The organism is Pseudomonadota bacterium (genome assembly GCA_013285465.1).
Taxonomy (GTDB): domain Bacteria; phylum Pseudomonadota; class Alphaproteobacteria; order Micavibrionales; family CSBR16-224; genus CSBR16-224.
This window is the reverse complement of record CP053449.1, coordinates 2,398,407-2,412,987: the sequence shown is the minus strand read 5'-3', so window position 1 is coordinate 2,412,987 and position 14,581 is coordinate 2,398,407. Positions and strand designations below refer to the sequence as shown.

General features: G+C 49.5%; 13 protein-coding genes and 1 tRNA gene. 9 read left to right on the top strand and 5 right to left on the bottom strand.

Annotated features, from left to right (window positions below; all coding sequences use genetic code 11):
• The first annotated feature begins 140 nt into the window (after nt 1-140).
• Nucleotides 141-767, top strand: coding sequence for a peptidylprolyl isomerase (locus tag HND56_11575; GenBank protein QKK06641.1), 627 nt, complete (start codon nt 141-143; stop codon nt 765-767).
• Nucleotides 768-1,032: 265 nt separating this feature from the next.
• Complete coding sequence (rpsA, locus tag HND56_11570) at nt 1,033-2,973, top strand: 30S ribosomal protein S1 (GenBank protein QKK06287.1); 1,941 nt, start codon at nt 1,033-1,035, stop codon at nt 2,971-2,973.
• Nucleotides 2,974-3,051: 78 nt separating this feature from the next.
• Here rpsA and HND56_11565 read toward each other — a convergent pair whose 3' ends face one another.
• The 5 genes from HND56_11565 to HND56_11545 all read right to left on the bottom strand — a co-directional run bounded on the left by HND56_11565 (nt 3,052) and on the right by HND56_11545 (nt 7,503).
• A complete protein-coding gene (locus HND56_11565) occupies nt 3,052-3,525 on the bottom strand; it encodes a hypothetical protein (GenBank protein ID QKK06286.1) in 474 nt (157 codons plus the stop codon).
• 31 nt (nt 3,526-3,556) lie between these two features.
• Entirely contained in the window at nt 3,557-4,330 is a 774-nt protein-coding gene (locus HND56_11560; GenBank protein QKK06285.1) for a hypothetical protein, read from the bottom strand.
• Between the two features lie 14 nt (nt 4,331-4,344).
• Nucleotides 4,345-6,549 (bottom strand): hypothetical protein, encoded by a 2,205-nt coding sequence (locus tag HND56_11555; GenBank protein QKK06284.1) that lies wholly within the window; start codon nt 6,547-6,549, stop codon nt 4,345-4,347.
• Nucleotides 6,550-6,724: 175 nt separating this feature from the next.
• Nucleotides 6,725-7,144 carry a hypothetical protein gene (locus tag HND56_11550; protein ID QKK06283.1) on the bottom strand — a complete coding sequence of 140 codons (420 nt, stop codon included), beginning with the start codon at nt 7,142-7,144 and terminating at the stop codon, nt 6,725-6,727.
• A gap of 282 nt (nt 7,145-7,426) precedes the next feature.
• A tRNA-Arg gene (locus HND56_11545) sits at nt 7,427-7,503 on the bottom strand.
• 447 nt (nt 7,504-7,950) lie between these two features.
• On the opposite strand from HND56_11545, the gene HND56_11540 reads away from it, so the two are divergent.
• The 7 genes from HND56_11540 to arsC all read left to right on the top strand — a co-directional run bounded on the left by HND56_11540 (nt 7,951) and on the right by arsC (nt 14,557).
• Nucleotides 7,951-8,592 (top strand): TetR/AcrR family transcriptional regulator, encoded by a 642-nt coding sequence (locus HND56_11540; protein QKK06282.1) that lies wholly within the window; start codon nt 7,951-7,953, stop codon nt 8,590-8,592.
• Nucleotides 8,589-9,746, top strand: coding sequence for an efflux RND transporter periplasmic adaptor subunit (locus HND56_11535; protein QKK06281.1), 1,158 nt, complete (start codon nt 8,589-8,591; stop codon nt 9,744-9,746). The genes HND56_11540 and HND56_11535 overlap by 4 nt, the downstream gene beginning before the upstream one ends.
• Nucleotide 9,747: 1 nt before the next feature.
• Nucleotides 9,748-10,887 (top strand): ABC transporter permease, encoded by a 1,140-nt coding sequence (locus tag HND56_11530; protein QKK06280.1) that lies wholly within the window; start codon nt 9,748-9,750, stop codon nt 10,885-10,887.
• The gene (locus tag HND56_11525; protein QKK06279.1) at nt 10,888-11,613 is read left to right on the top strand and encodes an ABC transporter ATP-binding protein; all 726 of its coding nucleotides are present in this window, start codon (nt 10,888-10,890) and stop codon (nt 11,611-11,613) included.
• A 16-nt stretch (nt 11,614-11,629) separates the two neighbouring features.
• On the top strand, nt 11,630-12,094 hold the full coding sequence (locus HND56_11520; GenBank protein QKK06278.1) for a hypothetical protein: 465 nt from the start codon (nt 11,630-11,632) through the stop codon (nt 12,092-12,094).
• 265 nt (nt 12,095-12,359) lie between these two features.
• Nucleotides 12,360-14,222, top strand: coding sequence for a hypothetical protein (locus HND56_11515; protein QKK06277.1), 1,863 nt, complete (start codon nt 12,360-12,362; stop codon nt 14,220-14,222).
• Nucleotides 14,219-14,557: an arsenate reductase (glutaredoxin) gene (gene arsC, locus HND56_11510; protein ID QKK06276.1), complete on the top strand. Its 339-nt coding sequence runs from the start codon at nt 14,219-14,221 to the stop codon at nt 14,555-14,557. Before HND56_11515 ends, arsC begins: the two co-directional genes overlap by 4 nt.
• Nucleotides 14,558-14,581: the final 24 nt, after the last annotated feature.

The window sequence follows — 14,581 nt, the reverse complement described above, 5'->3', positions numbered from 1 at the left end:
TGTGCGAAAAGCGAAGCGAGGATGTTGCTGCCCTGAAAACGGCGCGGGGACGTAAAACAAAAAAATACAAAACCAAGTAGGTCGCAATGTATCAAAAAAGCTTGTTTAACGGTTTTGCGTGCATGATGTTTGCCGCAATGATGGCCGTGGTTACCATTCATCCGGTTTTTGCGGAAACGCCGGCACCGGTCCAAAATAATACAGTCGCAAAAAAGGAGAGACCTGTGAGCGAAAACGAAAACACTCTGGTTATGAATCTCGAATACGGACAGGTGATTATCAATCTGCGCCCCGATCTGGCACCGAAACATGTGGAGCGCATCCGCAAACTGGCATCATCCGGTTTTTACGACGGTGTTGTTTTTCACCGCGTGATTGACGGTTTTATGGCGCAAACCGGTGATCCGACAGGCACGGGACGCGGCGGCAGCGGTCAAAATATTCCGGCGGAATTTTCAAAAGAGCCCTTCCTGCGCGGAACGGTCGGTATGGCGCGTGCCCAGCATCCTGACAGCGCGGACAGCCAGTTCTTTATCGTTTTTGACGATTCCCGCTTTCTTGACGGTCAATACACTGTGGTCGGTCATGTCGTGCGCGGCATGGAATATGTCGATAAAATCAAGCGCGGTGAGCCGCCCTTGCACCCCGACAAAATCCTGTGGCTGCAAGTGATGTCCTCCGAAGCGGCGGAAGCGGAAACCGATATCGCGCCGCCCGACTTTATCGAAGGGCAGATGAACCCCAGCAATCACCGTAAAACCAAGTAGTTCTTGCAAAATAAAGCTTGACCTTTTGGCTTTAAATACATAAAACAACAGCTGTAAACGGCTGGCAGTCGCCTGTTGCCGTGCTTTCGGTGCATGATTCTTTTTACTGAAAAGAACCGGTGCCGGTTGAAAAGCACGGGGCGGGCCTCTCGCGCAAAAGCCGCTGCAAACGCCTGAATGCCGTATGTTTTCGGATTTTCTGTATCACGAAAAACTGCGCGCGCGAAAAGGGCGTATTCTGATTGAAAGAAGAGGACTATTAACAATGGCAAATGCCTTAAAACACAGAAAAGACTGGACGCCCGTCCAGGATATCACGGGTGAGAAAGAAAGTTTTGAAGCCATGCTCTCCGAGACGCTCGGCGGAGTCGACAGCTTTGAAGGAATGGTCGTGAACGGCGTTGTCGTCAAAATGGATGATGATGCTGTGACCGTTGATGTCGGCCTGAAATCGGAAGGCCGCATTCCGCTCAAAGAATTCGGTATTGCGGGCAGCCGCGCCGAAATCAAAGTCGGCGATATGGTCGAAGTCTATGTTGACCGCATGGAAGGCAAGAATGGCGAGACCGTTCTGAGCCGTGAAAAAGCACGCCGCGAAGAAGCATGGGGCGAATTGGAAAAACTCTACGAAGCCGGCGAACACGTTACAGGCGTGATCTTTGGCCGCGTAAAAGGCGGCTTTACCGTTGATCTGAACGGTGCCGTTGCATTCCTGCCCGGATCTCAGGTGGATATCCGCCCGATCCGTGACCCCTCCGCCCTGATCGGCGAACCGCAGCCTTTCCAAATCCTGAAAATGGACCGCGCACGCGGCAATATCGTCGTGTCCCGCCGTGCCATTCTGGAAGAAAGCCGCGAGGAAGCACGCAGCGAACTCGTTGCCAGCCTGGAAGAAGGTCAGGTCCTGAAAGGGATTGTCAAAAACATCACCGATTACGGTGCGTTTATTGACCTTGGCGGCGTTGACGGTCTGCTGCACGTCACGGACATGTCCTGGAAACGTATCAACCACCCGACGGAAATGCTGCAAGTCGGCGAAACCGTTGAAGTACAGATCATCAAATTCAACGAGGAAAACCAGCGCGTTTCCCTTGGTATGAAGCAATTGCAGGATGATCCGTGGACGGGTGTTATCGGCCGCTTCAAAATCGGCGATAAATACAAAGGCACGATCACCAACATCACCGATTACGGCGCATTTGTTGAGCTGGAAGACGGTGTTGAAGGTCTGGTCCATGTATCCGAAATGTCTTGGACGAAGAAAAACGTCCATCCGGGCAAAATCGTCTCCACCTCTCAGGAAGTCGAAGTCATGGTTCTTGACATCGATGAAGAGAAACGCCGTATCAGCCTTGGTCTGAAACAGTGTGTGGATAATCCGTGGACATCCTTTGCCGATACGCACAAGCCGGGCGATATTCTGGAAGGCGAAATCCGGAACATCACCGAATTCGGTCTGTTCGTCGGTGTTGACGAGGAAATCGACGGTATGGTTCACCTCTCTGACCTGTCATGGGAAAAAGCAGGCGACGAAGCGTTGAAAGACTATAACCGCGGCGATAAAGTCAAGGTCAAGATCCTTGAAGTCCTGCCGGAAAAAGAGCGCGTGTCTCTGGGTATCAAACAGCTTGAGGAAGATCCGGTTGGTGATGCCCTCGGCGGCTTGAAACGCGGTGATGTCGTAACCTGTACGGTTGCCGAAATTCAGGCGGACGGTATCAGCGTTACGGTCAATGACGGAAAACTGGAAGGCTATATCCGCCGTTCCGACCTGTCGCGCGAACGTTCCGAACAACGCCCCGACCGTTTCGCCGTTGGCGAAAAAGTCGATGCGAAGGTCACGAAAATCGAACGTGGCGGACGTCAGCTGGGTCTGTCGATCAAAGCACATGAGATCGATGAAGATAAAAAAGCTATGGCCAATTACGGATCGTCTGACAGCGGTGCGTCTCTTGGTGATATTCTTGGTGCTGCCCTGCAACAGCAGGAAAAAGGCAAAAGCGAGGCTGCTGCTTCTGAAAAGAAAACAGCGAAAAAGCCTGCTGCCAAAAAAGCCGAGAAAGCAGATGATGACGCAGAAAAGAAACCTGCGAAAAAAACTGCTGCAAAAAAATCTGAGAAAGCAGATGACGATGCGGAAAAGGCAAAGAAACCCGCAAAGAAAACTGCTGCGAAGAAAAAAGACGCCGATAAAGACGCTGAGTAATCAGTCCTTTATCAGTTTTTTGCAAAGAATAGAAAACCCCCGCAAATTTTGCGGGGGTTTTTTTGTGTTGCGCGTTATTTAGGCCATCGGCGTTTTGGAGACGCGGATATTGCGGATGAAAACCGTGCCTTTGCCTGTGGCGGCAATATTGAGTTTCAGTAAATCCGGTTTTTGCCCTTCTTTCAGCAAGAAGGGCGTTTCACAGGTAATCCAGTCCGTCGTGCCGGTGACGGGGGCGTTCAGACCTTTGGAAAAGAATTCGCCGCGGCCGGGCAGGCGGCACCACATTTCCAGATAGGCCTGTCCGTCCAGATTTTCCGCTTTCAGTTCCGCATGATAGGTCAGAACGGCGCTGTCGATATCTTCCAGCGGCAGTTCGAATAACGGCAGTGATGCGCCGCTATCGACCGTAATTTTCCAGCCGTCTTCCGCGGGACTGATACCGCTTTGCTGCAAAAGCCGGTCGCCGGATGTGAATTGCCGCAATTCCTCGGGCGGTCCGCAAGGGGCGGGACGGCGCGGGCACAGAATGGATTTCAAGGCTGCCAGCATGGTGTTCTCCTTTGCTTATCTTTGTCGGTTTTTAGTCTTTATCGGTAATATGGCGCAGAATTGATTCCGTCAGCACATAGCTGTCATTACGGTATTTTTTTATCAATCGCTGCGCGGTTTTGACGATGCGGCTTGTATAATCCTCATCCATGCGCACCCATGTCGCCAGATGTTCGGCGGGCAGATATTCAATTGCCATCGGGTCTTTGGAAAGCGGGTTATAGAGTGCGACGACGGTATGGAAGAGATATTCCTCTTCCGGAATCAGGATAAATTCGACCTGTCCCGGCAGCGGTCTGTGCAGCCGCACATATTCCGCAAGATTTTGATGAACCTCCGGCGTATCAGGCATGAAGAGTTTATATTTGCAGCCGCGCTGGATGGCTTTATGTGCGCCTTCAAACACCTCCGTTCCCGGCTGGACGGAGAACGTCAGCAACGGAATAATCGTCCAGACTTCCGTAGAGGCTTCCTCCGTTAATTGCAGGAATTTCTGGTCAACCAGCCAGCCTTTATAGGAAGAGCGGTAAAGAACATCATGCGGCGTGACATTTTTTTCTTCATTGCTTTGTGCCGGGCTTTCCGGTTTTTCACGATCGGCTTGTGCGGGCATTGCGGTCTGTGTTTCCTGCGCATGGTCTGCTGCCGTGTCGCGATGGGCCTGCGCGATCAGTTTCTGCATATGCGGGGGCAGATTGCCGGCTTCGGCACGCAGGCGCATATATTCGCGGTAGGCCTCGGCATCGCTGCGCGGGTCGGGTTTATCCCCCCGTTGCCAGAGCAGTTTATCACGTTCTTTTCCCATGTTTCCAATCTCCTTTACTGGGCAAAACGGCTGTCGTTTTTTCTGCGTTTTGTCTTTTTGTCGGCAGGGTCTTTATTCTGCGCCTTTTGTGTAAGAATTTTGGCCCTGTACGCGTCCATTTTTTCCTGCAGTTTTTCACGATGGTGGAAAATAAACGCGCCGGCACGGTCACCTTCCAGCTCCACGGGGCGGGCAAATGTGGCAACCGCCAGCCCGCCGATATCGCGTTCCGGCTTCACATCGCGGATATCGGCAAATCTGCGGCTGCCCATTTTGGCCCGTAAATCGTCATCGGGGGGCAATCCCGCATCATCAAGAAAAGCGACAATATTCATTTTGTTCATTTCTGCGGTTTTGACGGCGATATTTGTCTCAATCCGGCGGATTTTCGCTTCATCTACGGCGACGGCCGCACCGTTGCTGTCAGTATAGACCGGGCGGGTTACAATCTGGAATTCCGCACCGCCGTAATGTGCAATCTGGTAGTCACCCAGAGTCAGCCCTTCCTCCATCATCGCGCCGCCGATAATATTTTTCGCCATATGCTGCAGGGCGCTGTTGGCGCCGTCATGGCCGACGGCATCGTTTAAGCCGCCGAGATTGTGAAAGGCAACGCCCAAAAGCCGGGGTTTAAGTTTTGCCGCCTCTTCCTCCGTCATGGCGGCCGTGCTGACAAGCCGCGTTTTTAAGGAGGCGGTATCTTCCGCATAAATACTGACGGTTTCCGGCATATCACCCGGCATCCAGCATCCGGCGGAGGAGTCGATCGCGACCGAGCGAAAGGCGGTATGACGCAGATAATGATCCTCGTAAGGGTTTTGTGTTTCCAGCCCTTGTTCTTTGATGGCATGCACCATGCGCAGATAGCGGCGTTCTCCGGGGGTGGAAAACAGCGGTGCGTTATCTGCCGTTTCGTAAAGATAGGGCAGGGCGTTGCCGCCGTTCAGCTCCATCTCATTAAGCTCCATCAGGGCGATTTCCTGTTCGATATAGTTTTCTTTGGCGGCTAGATCATTCTTTGTGGCCTTTTTCATACCCTGGAAGCCGTTATAGCGCTTTTGTGCGAGCTGTTTTTCCATTTCTGTCAGCATTTCAGCGGCTTCTTCGGCGCTCTGGTTGTTCGGCAGCGTTTCGGGAAATTGCTGATAATAGGTCAGATAGGCGGTATAAACCGTTTCTTCGTCAATAACGCCGCGCCGCGCCATGCCGAGACTGTGCTTGTTGGCCTTGATTTGCAGATCGGCGTAATGCACGACGGAGGCGGGATCAATGCCGCGCATATCGACGATACTGACAGCCGCCCCGAATCCGTTGCGGTTCGGATCATCCGGATTTTTCGGATGCGGGTGGTCATGCAGGTCAAGATTGGCGGTGTGGTTTTCAATCTGTTCGTGGATACGGTCGGTCAGTTCGTCAAATTCTGCGGGATCAAGCCCCGCTGCAATCACTCTAAGCTCATCCCCGCCGGCACGGATGCAAAGCATGTTATGGGCAGGTTTTTTTTCGGGGTCGGGTTTCCAGTCATAGTGATAGACACTGTTTTCCGCAGTTTCGCCGCCTGCCGTGGTCGTATAGGTGTAATTCTGCGCCATCGGCCCGTCAATGGTGGCAGTATATTCAAAATTGCCGTCGCCGGTGCTGGAGGTTTCCGTCGTATTCTTGACCTCGGCCTGAATGGTCTTGGCAAGCAGCTTTGCGCTGCGGTCGGTGTAATCAAACGCCTCTGTTACCGGGAGTTCTTCGGGGGCGAGACCTTTTTCCGTGGCCAGAAGAATGCGGAAGAATTCGTTGGTGCCGCCCATATTGGAATAATCAACTTCGATCATGGCGACGGGTTTTCCCGTCAGCTCCGCGTAAAGATGACCCAGGCCGGAAATCAGGCCCAGATGCTGTTTTTCAAGAAAACCTGTCATGTGTTCAGGTGTGAAATTGCTCCGCTCGACTTCGTCAAAAATCTGCAGCAGGGCGGGGTCGCTGTCAGGCATATATTTTTGTAATAGCGCGTTGCGCAGATCGGCGGGATGCAGCAGCGGAGTGTCGCTTTGCTCCCATAATTGACGGATATCGTCGAGGACCTGCTCGGCTTTCTGCGGGGCGTGCGGGGCATTTTCCGCCGGAATATCTGCGGGTAAAACGAAACTGTCCAAAAAGGATTCAAGCTCCTGTTTGTAGAAGATCCCCTGTAAAACGGGGCGTAATGCATATCTGCTGACAGCCATAATAATATACTTCAAGTAAAAATGTATTTGAGCGACCAAGTCCTGTTTATTATAACGCTTTGCCGTTAACAATTATCTAATATACCGTGCCGCTTTTGCGCGGGAATGGCGGGATAGATAAAAAAACAGGCCCGGCAAAAGCCGGGCCTGTCCATTGTATTTCTGTATATATCGCTTACGGATATGTAACGTTACCCATTTGCGTGTGTACAAGGTGAGCGGACGCGTTGTCCTGACCGATCAGAGAGACCATCAAGTTGGTCAAGAGCGGGAACGCGAGCAGAGCACCACCGACGGCAAGACGGATCAGACCGTCTTTAAGCGGAGCCTGCGCCGGGTTGTCCACATGCGCTTTAATTTTGAAAACACCCGCGATGGCCATACCGATACCGGCGATGAACGCAACGGTAGAGATAAGGTTCGGAATTTTAGATGCGGATGTCGTAATAGCATCAGTTGTTGTTGTGAAATCCTGTGTTGCGACGCCGGGTGCCGCCAAAGCGAAAGCTTTGGTGGACATAAGCGGTGCAACAGCCATACCGGCAAAAAGACCAGCCGCAAGTTTATGACTAAGTTGTGGTTTCTTGGATGTCATAGCGTTATGCCTCCTATTCGTTATATGGTAATAAGGTTAAATCATGTGATGCACAGGTTATGATCTATATGCACACTATATTATTCTAGCAGATGAAATATTAATAAAAAGTAAAAATACGGACAGGAAGGGCGGTGGCGCTCCCGACAGGGCTCGAACCTGTTACCTCAAGATTAGGAATCAATGAGCGCTACATGCAAAATTATGAATTCATAAGATAATTTTTTAAAACTTGTGAAAGTGTGTAAGAAAGTGTGTAAATTCTTGCGATTCTGAGGAGTGTGGTCTCCCCGACTGGATTTGAACCAGTGGCCTACGGTTTAGGAAACCGTTGCTCTATCCTACTGAGCTACGGGGAGAAATTAGCCTATCGCAGTATAATACTCTCTATAAAGAAATTTTCAAAGGAAATGATCGTTTTGAACGGAACGCCATCACAGTGGATGAGATAAGCTGCTGTCAGGGCAGACAAAATGATTCTTAAGTAGCCGGCTCATTGGCTAAATTATTCTCCGAAGCACCACTGTACCAGAACAAGAGTATATGCTGATTTAAGTTTTAGTAATGGAATATATGTAGAGGTTAAAGCCTGTCCATAAAATAACCTCGTCATGTTAAAATATGAAATCACAATAATTGGAATCCTTTATAGTGGCTGAGTTATGTCTATGTAATGGATGGATAACTTCCGGACGTCTTTGTATGGTTCTAGGTAATGATAGGAGTCCACTGTGACTTGACTTTTTATGGAAGCCGTGCTAAGTTAGTAATTAGTAACTAACTTAGCAAAAAGGCCATGTCTACAAATGACAGTAAAGAAAGATATAGCTGAGCGTAAAACGGCAGAACTGCGTAAGCAGGAAATTGTTTTAACAACTTTAAAACTGGCTGAGAAAGTTGGGCCGGACAGGTTGTCGGCTGCGATGGTTGCCCGGGATATTGGTATCAGCCAACCGGCTATTTTTCGTCATTTTTCAGGCATGAATTTGCTTTGGCTTGCTGTGGCGTCTCATATAGAAGAAGCAATGAAAAAAAAATGGAAGCGGGCGCTGAATTCTGAAAGAGATGAAGTCGAGAAATTACAGGCACTGGTATTGACGCAACTACGGATTATTCAGAGCGTTCCTGCGATCCCCAGTATTCTGTTTTCCCGTGAATTGCATGCCGGTAACAGAGGACTGCGCCAAGCTTTTCTGAAAATCATGCATACGCTACATAAGCACATTGTAAATATAATTGTTGCGGGGCAGGAAAACGGCTCTTTTCGTCGCGATGTACAAGCCGCCGATTGTGCCTATCTTGTTATGGGTTTTATACAGGGGCTGGCGGTCCGGTGGTCGGTAAGCGATAAAAATTTTCACCTTGTTGATGAAGGAAAGCGGCTGTTTTCTATACAGATTAACGTTTTTCTGAACGCAGACGCATCTTTGAGTGGGGATGAGATATGAGCAAAGGTAATCGGAAAAGTGTCCTTATTTTGATTGTTATTGCAGCCCTTGCTGTTGCTGGGATTTCTTTTGTCCAAAACAAACCGTTGATCATTGATGTCATGCCGCTTCATGAAAATGTAACGGTAGAAGTCTACGGGTTGGGCTCTGTTGAAGCTAAAACAATCTCACGAATTGGATTTGAGGTCGGAGCCGCACTGGTCGAGCTGGATGCGGATTATGGGGATAGCGTTAAAGAAGGATCAGTACTTGCACAGCTACATAGCGCGGAACAGCAAGCAAAAACAATGCGGGCGGCGGCGGCAGTTGAAGCTGCAGAGGCAAGATTAAAAAAGGCGCAAACAACGATCCCGAAACTAAAAGCGATTTTGGACTTCCACAGAATCAGTAATCAAAGAGCCAAAGTATTGCTCCCGCGCGGGAGTATCGGGGAAGAAGAGGCTGAGCAAAAACAGCTGAATGAAGAAGTTGCCACTGCAGAAGTGGAGATTGCCCGTAATGATGTTGCACTGGCAAAGGCCGAGCTTGCTGAAGCACAGTCTCAATACGAGCTTGAAAAGACGCTTCTGGATCATCATGTCTTAAAGGCGCCATATGACGCACTTGTCGTGGAAAGACGCAAGGAGCTCGGAACAGTCATTTCTGCTGGTGACCCCGTGTTTACGCTTGTTGATCCGCGCACAGTGTGGGTGCTGGGATATATAGATGAGGCGCGCGCCGGAGGCATACTTGTCGGACAATCCGTGCGTGTGCGTTTGCGCTCTTTGCCGCATAAAGAGTTCGACGGAAAAGTTACGCGTATTGATATTGAGAGTGATCGGGTTAGCGAAGAAAGACGCGTCTATGTCTCGTGTAGCGACTGTCCCAAGGATTTTTACCTTGGTGAGCAAGCAGAGATCTTTATACATACGGCGACATTGGAGCAACCTCTTCTTGTACCTGAAACGGCGGTCGAACAATTTGACGGTACGGGCGGAGATATCTGGGTTATACAGAAAAATCGTCTGCATCGCATTTCCGTCGTATTTGGGCATAAAACACTTGATGGGCATTTGGAAATAACCGGAGGTATAGATGCTGATGCTGCTATTGTTGCCACACATCTGCCCGGATTACGTGAGAACCGCCGGGTAATCATAAAGAAAGAGCGATAAGATGAATTTGGCTTATCATGATGTCCGGCATAGTTTGGGACGTTTTATACTGACCTGTGCAGGATTAAGCCTTCTGTTGGGAGTTGTTCTGTCAATGATCGGTATCTACAGAGGGCTGGTTAATGATGCGTTGACGTTAGCACAGACACCGGCTGCTGATATCTGGGTGGTTGAATCAGGCACAAGGGGACCGTTTGCAGAATCCTCACGTATTCCCGGCGATACGCGTGAAGCTGTGGCGCGATTGCACGGTGTTTCTATTGCCGGTTCTGTTACCTATCAATCCATCGAAACGCATCGCGGCTCCGAAAGATTACGTTTATATGTTGTGGGTTATGAGCTGAACAGACCTGGTGGGCCCGATAAAATTGTGGCGGGCAGAGCTATTGTGCGCAGCCATTACGAAATAATCGCGGATCGCCGATCCAAATTAATGCTTGGTGAGCGCGTCCGGATTGGCGAGCATTATTTTACTGTTGTAGGCCTTACGGATGGTCAGGTTTCATCCGGTGGCGATCCGGTTGTTTATATGACGTTACTTGATTCACAGGAATTACAGTTTGAGCTGGCACCACCCGCCGCCAGGCGTGAGGTTGCCCGTGGAAATGTACCAAACAGCATGGATATGGATACAGTCAATACTGTAGTGGCGCGCTTAAAGCCACAAATAGACGTGGGTAACGTTGTGAATACGGTAGAGCGTTGGAAACATTTATCCGCCACATCTCAACAGGAGCAGGAGAATATTCTGATCCGTTCGGTTGTGGATAAGGCACGAAAACAAATTGGCCTTTTTACCGCCATTCTTCTGATTGTTTCAGCGGTTATTATCTCTTTAATTATCTACACCATGACGACGGATAAAATTCGTGAAATTGCCACACTTAAATTAATTGGCGCACCTGACAGGACGATTATAGGGTTGATTGTGCAACAAGCACTGGCAATGGGCGTTATAGGTTTTGGTATGGGAGCTCTGTTAATTATTAGTCTCAAAGAGTATTTCCCCCGGCGTGTGGTTCTGCAGCCTGATGACGGTTTGTTACTGGCTGTTGCCGTCATTATCGTCTGTATTCTTTCCAGTGGTCTCGGAGTAAGACTTGCACTTAAAGTTGACCCAGCAACAGCACTCGGTGGATAAATGTCTACGAAAAAGATCATAAATTCTGCTGAGGAGAAATCATCCGCTCTTGTTTACTTGCGTGGAATTAGTAAGCATTTCGGTGAGGGCGAGGCGCGTGTTGATGCCCTTCGGCACATAGATATTGAGGTATCGTCAGGGCAGGTTGTTGCTTTGCTGGGGCCGAGCGGATCAGGGAAAACGACGTTACTGAATGTTATCGGCTGTATCCTGGAACCAAATGAAGGATACATGGTTCTGGATGGTGAGGTTGTTTATGATAGGCGATGGTTGCGTCCTGATTTACGGGCTTTACGATTGGAAAAAATCGGCTTTATCTTCCAGTTCCATAATTTGCTACCATTTTTAACTGCGCAGGATAATGTCGGCCTTGTTCTGGAATTGGCGGGCTACGACAAGGTTGAAGCGGAAAAACGGGCTCTTGAGCTTCTGTGTTATCTTGAAGTCGATCACCGTAAGAATTCTTTCCCGGCTAAGTTATCAGGGGGAGAAGCGCAAAGGGTTGCCATTGCACGCGCTTTAGCTAATCGTCCGCGTATTATTCTCGCAGATGAGCCGACAGCGGCACTGGATTCGGAACGCGCTGGTATTGTGATGGATTTGCTACGGAAAGTCGCCGCCGAACAGGATGCCGCTATCTTGGCGGTGACACATGATGAGAAAATATATGATCGTTTTGACCATATTTTTCATTTGCGTGACGGTAATCTGGAACTTGAAACATAGAGTAGGAGGAGAAATTATGAGAATCATTAAGATTGGGTTGACCGGAATGGCTGTCAGCATGTTATTGGCCTATTTTGTAAACACCGCTTATGCTGCGGAGGGGCATCACGACCATCACAGTCATGTAAGTGCAAGTCAAATGACGATGAAAGAAGTTATGCGGAGTTTGGGTGTGGAATTGGAGAAAATGACAGCTGCGATAATTCTGCAGGATTACACGGCAATCGAACAAAGTGCCAAGCATATTACAAATCATCCACCGCCCTCTAAGGCGGAGCTGGAACGTATATTTTCTATACTGGGAGAAGATGCGGAAGCATTTAAAGCTTGTGATCTGGCGGTGCATAATCTTGCCGCAGAGTTGGCTGTAGTCGCTGCAAAGCAAGAGATGAAACCTATATTGGACACATATCACGCCATGATTGTTAAAACAGTGGAATGTCATTCCGCGTTCAGGAATAAAGCCGCCGCTTCCCCTTAAAAGAGTTTTACCAGACAGCCGCTAGCCTACATTACGGGTAGTGGTATGTAATTAGGAATCTTGCGCTCTATCCTGATGAGCTACGGGAGCTGAAAAATACAGTTTTTAAATAAGCAAACATGGCCGGTAAGTCAAGAATCGGTGACAATATCACATTGTTGCACGCGGACATATTGAAATTTTTTTTCTTATATAGGCATAACCATAAAATTATGATAGCCTTGTGCCGAAACTTTTAGACCATATATTGCGAAAAGGTGGAAAAATGGCTCCTTACTTTAACAGACAGGCGCAAAGACCTGCACCTGAGGACATTCACATCACCAAGGACAAACTGCATGAGGTGCGGGACGCACCCAACGAGTTTTTGAAGCCGAACGGCCGGACAAAACTGATGCAGGCGCTTCTTGACGGTCATCGCGAATTTGTATTGAAAATGCTGGATAAAGAGAATGTTAACCTGAAAACGGTTGACCAGCAGGGCCGTAATCTGATGCATTACGCCGTCGAAAAGCGCGACCGCGATCTGGTAAAAGCGCTGCAGGCAAAAGATATCCCCATTGACAGCCGTGACCGCACGGGACAAACGCCGTTTCTGCGTATGTTTGATCCGGTGGACGGAAAAGATGAAAAGCCGAATCTGCGTTTTGCCGCCTGGCTGGTAAAGCAAGGCGCAGATCCTGATGCTGCGGATAAACGCGGGCGCCGCGCTCTGCATCATGGCGCCTCTTCGCATGGAATTGATGTCGTATCCTTTCTGTTGAAACTGACAAAGAATGCGGATAAGCCCGATCATACCGGTGTACGTCCCTTCCATGATGCGGTGCGCGGAAATAATTTCACCGTTGTACAGGAATTCACGCATCACCGCGTTGATTTGCTGTCGACCACGAATAAAAGCGAAACGGTGTTTCACCTGTCTTTGTATAATAAGGATGAACGCGTACTCGATTTTCTGCTGACGACCGAAGCCGTGAAAAAGCTGGATCATCAGGAGATGGACAATAAACGTACGGCCTTGCATGAGGCGGTGTCCAAAAAACAGATTTCCGCCGTGCGGAAAATGCTGGATATGGGCGCGAATATCAATGCACAGGATAAATCCGGCAAAACGCCTTTGGCGCTGGCTGTCAGCGGCGAGCATGAAGAAATTGTCCGGACGCTGCTGGATCGCGGTGCGGATATTGTTTATGAAGGCTGCTCGGCGCTTGAAGAAGCGATTTCCTATCAGTTGAGCGAGCTGTTTCCGGTATTGATGGAATACGGGCCGAATGTCAACGCACCGGGAACCGACGGTTCCACACCTTTAATGCGGGCGATGCAATACGGCCATAGCGCGGTTGCAACGGCATTGCTGGAGGCCGGCGCGGATCCGAAGGCGCTGAATCGTGAAAAACAGAATGCGCTGTTCTTTATTTCGCGTGATCTGGAACCGGGAATCGTCAAGAAACTGATTGATGGCGGTGCCGATCCGAATCAGAAAGACCAGAACGGACGTACACCGCTGTTGAATGCGATGACGGGCGGTTACTATGTTGAGGAAAATGTCAAAGCGCTGGTGAAAGCCGGTGCGGATGTGAACGCGCTTGATAATCAGGGGCGCGGCGTGCTGCACAATACTTTGCGTTCCTATCAGCCGGATTTCAAAATGTTTGACTGGTTGATGGAACACGGTGCTGATCCGGTAAAACAATCCGGCAAGGACGGGCAGTATGATTCTCTGCTACATATGGCGGCGGAGGCGCATGGCGCACATAAATCCGTTTTAAAGAAATTGCTGGATGCTGGAATGCGTGTCGATATGGTTGACCACAGCGGTGTCACGCCGCTGCAGGCGGCCGTGCGGTCGCGCAATGCCGAGAATGTCGAACTGCTTTTGGAATATGGTGCGGATCCGCACCATCAGGACAATTATGGCGGTTCGGCCTATACGCATGCGCGTCAGACCTATAATGACGATATGATGAAGGTGATTGAAGCCTTTGAAGAGCGTAAAAAACAGGGTATTTCACCGAAATATGTCGATGATAAGGATGCGCCGAACAACAATATTCCGCCCGGTGCCGCCATGAATGATGATAATTTCAGACGCGGCGGCCGCCCCCGTTTCGGAGGTTTTGGCCGGTGATTAAAATCTATCATAATCCGCGCTGCAGTAAATCGCGGCAGGCGCTGGAACTTCTGCGCAAAGAAGGAAAAGAACCTGAAATCATCGAATATCTGAAAACGCCGTTGACGGCGGAGATAATCCGCGAGCTGCTGAAAAAACTGAACCTGCCTGCACGCGATATCGTGCGTAAAAAAGAAGCAGGGGCGCTGGATATTGATCTGGGCGCCGTCACGGATGAAACGCTGGTGAAAGAGATTGTCAATAATCCGGTTCTGATCGAACGTCCGATCGTCATCACGGAAAAAGGCGCTTTGATCTGCCGCCCGCCTGAAAAACTTTACGATATTCTTTAAAACGATTCATTTTTTACTTAAATC

Excerpts from the sequence above, each read along its gene's own strand:
- HND56_11575 (QKK06641.1), top strand. The coding sequence starts at position 141 with ATGGCCGTGGTTACCATTCATCCGGTTTTTGCGGAAACGCCGGCACCG.
- rpsA (QKK06287.1), top strand. The coding sequence starts at position 1,033 with ATGGCAAATGCCTTAAAACACAGAAAAGACTGGACGCCCGTCCAGGAT.
- HND56_11565 (QKK06286.1), bottom strand. The coding sequence starts at position 3,525 with ATGCTGGCAGCCTTGAAATCCATTCTGTGCCCGCGCCGTCCCGCCCCT.
- HND56_11560 (QKK06285.1), bottom strand. The coding sequence starts at position 4,330 with ATGGGAAAAGAACGTGATAAACTGCTCTGGCAACGGGGGGATAAACCC.
- HND56_11555 (QKK06284.1), bottom strand. The coding sequence starts at position 6,549 with ATGGCTGTCAGCAGATATGCATTACGCCCCGTTTTACAGGGGATCTTC.
- HND56_11550 (QKK06283.1), bottom strand. The coding sequence starts at position 7,144 with ATGACATCCAAGAAACCACAACTTAGTCATAAACTTGCGGCTGGTCTT.
- HND56_11540 (QKK06282.1), top strand. The coding sequence starts at position 7,951 with ATGACAGTAAAGAAAGATATAGCTGAGCGTAAAACGGCAGAACTGCGT.
- HND56_11535 (QKK06281.1), top strand. The coding sequence starts at position 8,589 with ATGAGCAAAGGTAATCGGAAAAGTGTCCTTATTTTGATTGTTATTGCA.
- HND56_11530 (QKK06280.1), top strand. The coding sequence starts at position 9,748 with ATGAATTTGGCTTATCATGATGTCCGGCATAGTTTGGGACGTTTTATA.
- HND56_11525 (QKK06279.1), top strand. The coding sequence starts at position 10,888 with ATGTCTACGAAAAAGATCATAAATTCTGCTGAGGAGAAATCATCCGCT.
- HND56_11520 (QKK06278.1), top strand. The coding sequence starts at position 11,630 with ATGAGAATCATTAAGATTGGGTTGACCGGAATGGCTGTCAGCATGTTA.
- HND56_11515 (QKK06277.1), top strand. The coding sequence starts at position 12,360 with ATGGCTCCTTACTTTAACAGACAGGCGCAAAGACCTGCACCTGAGGAC.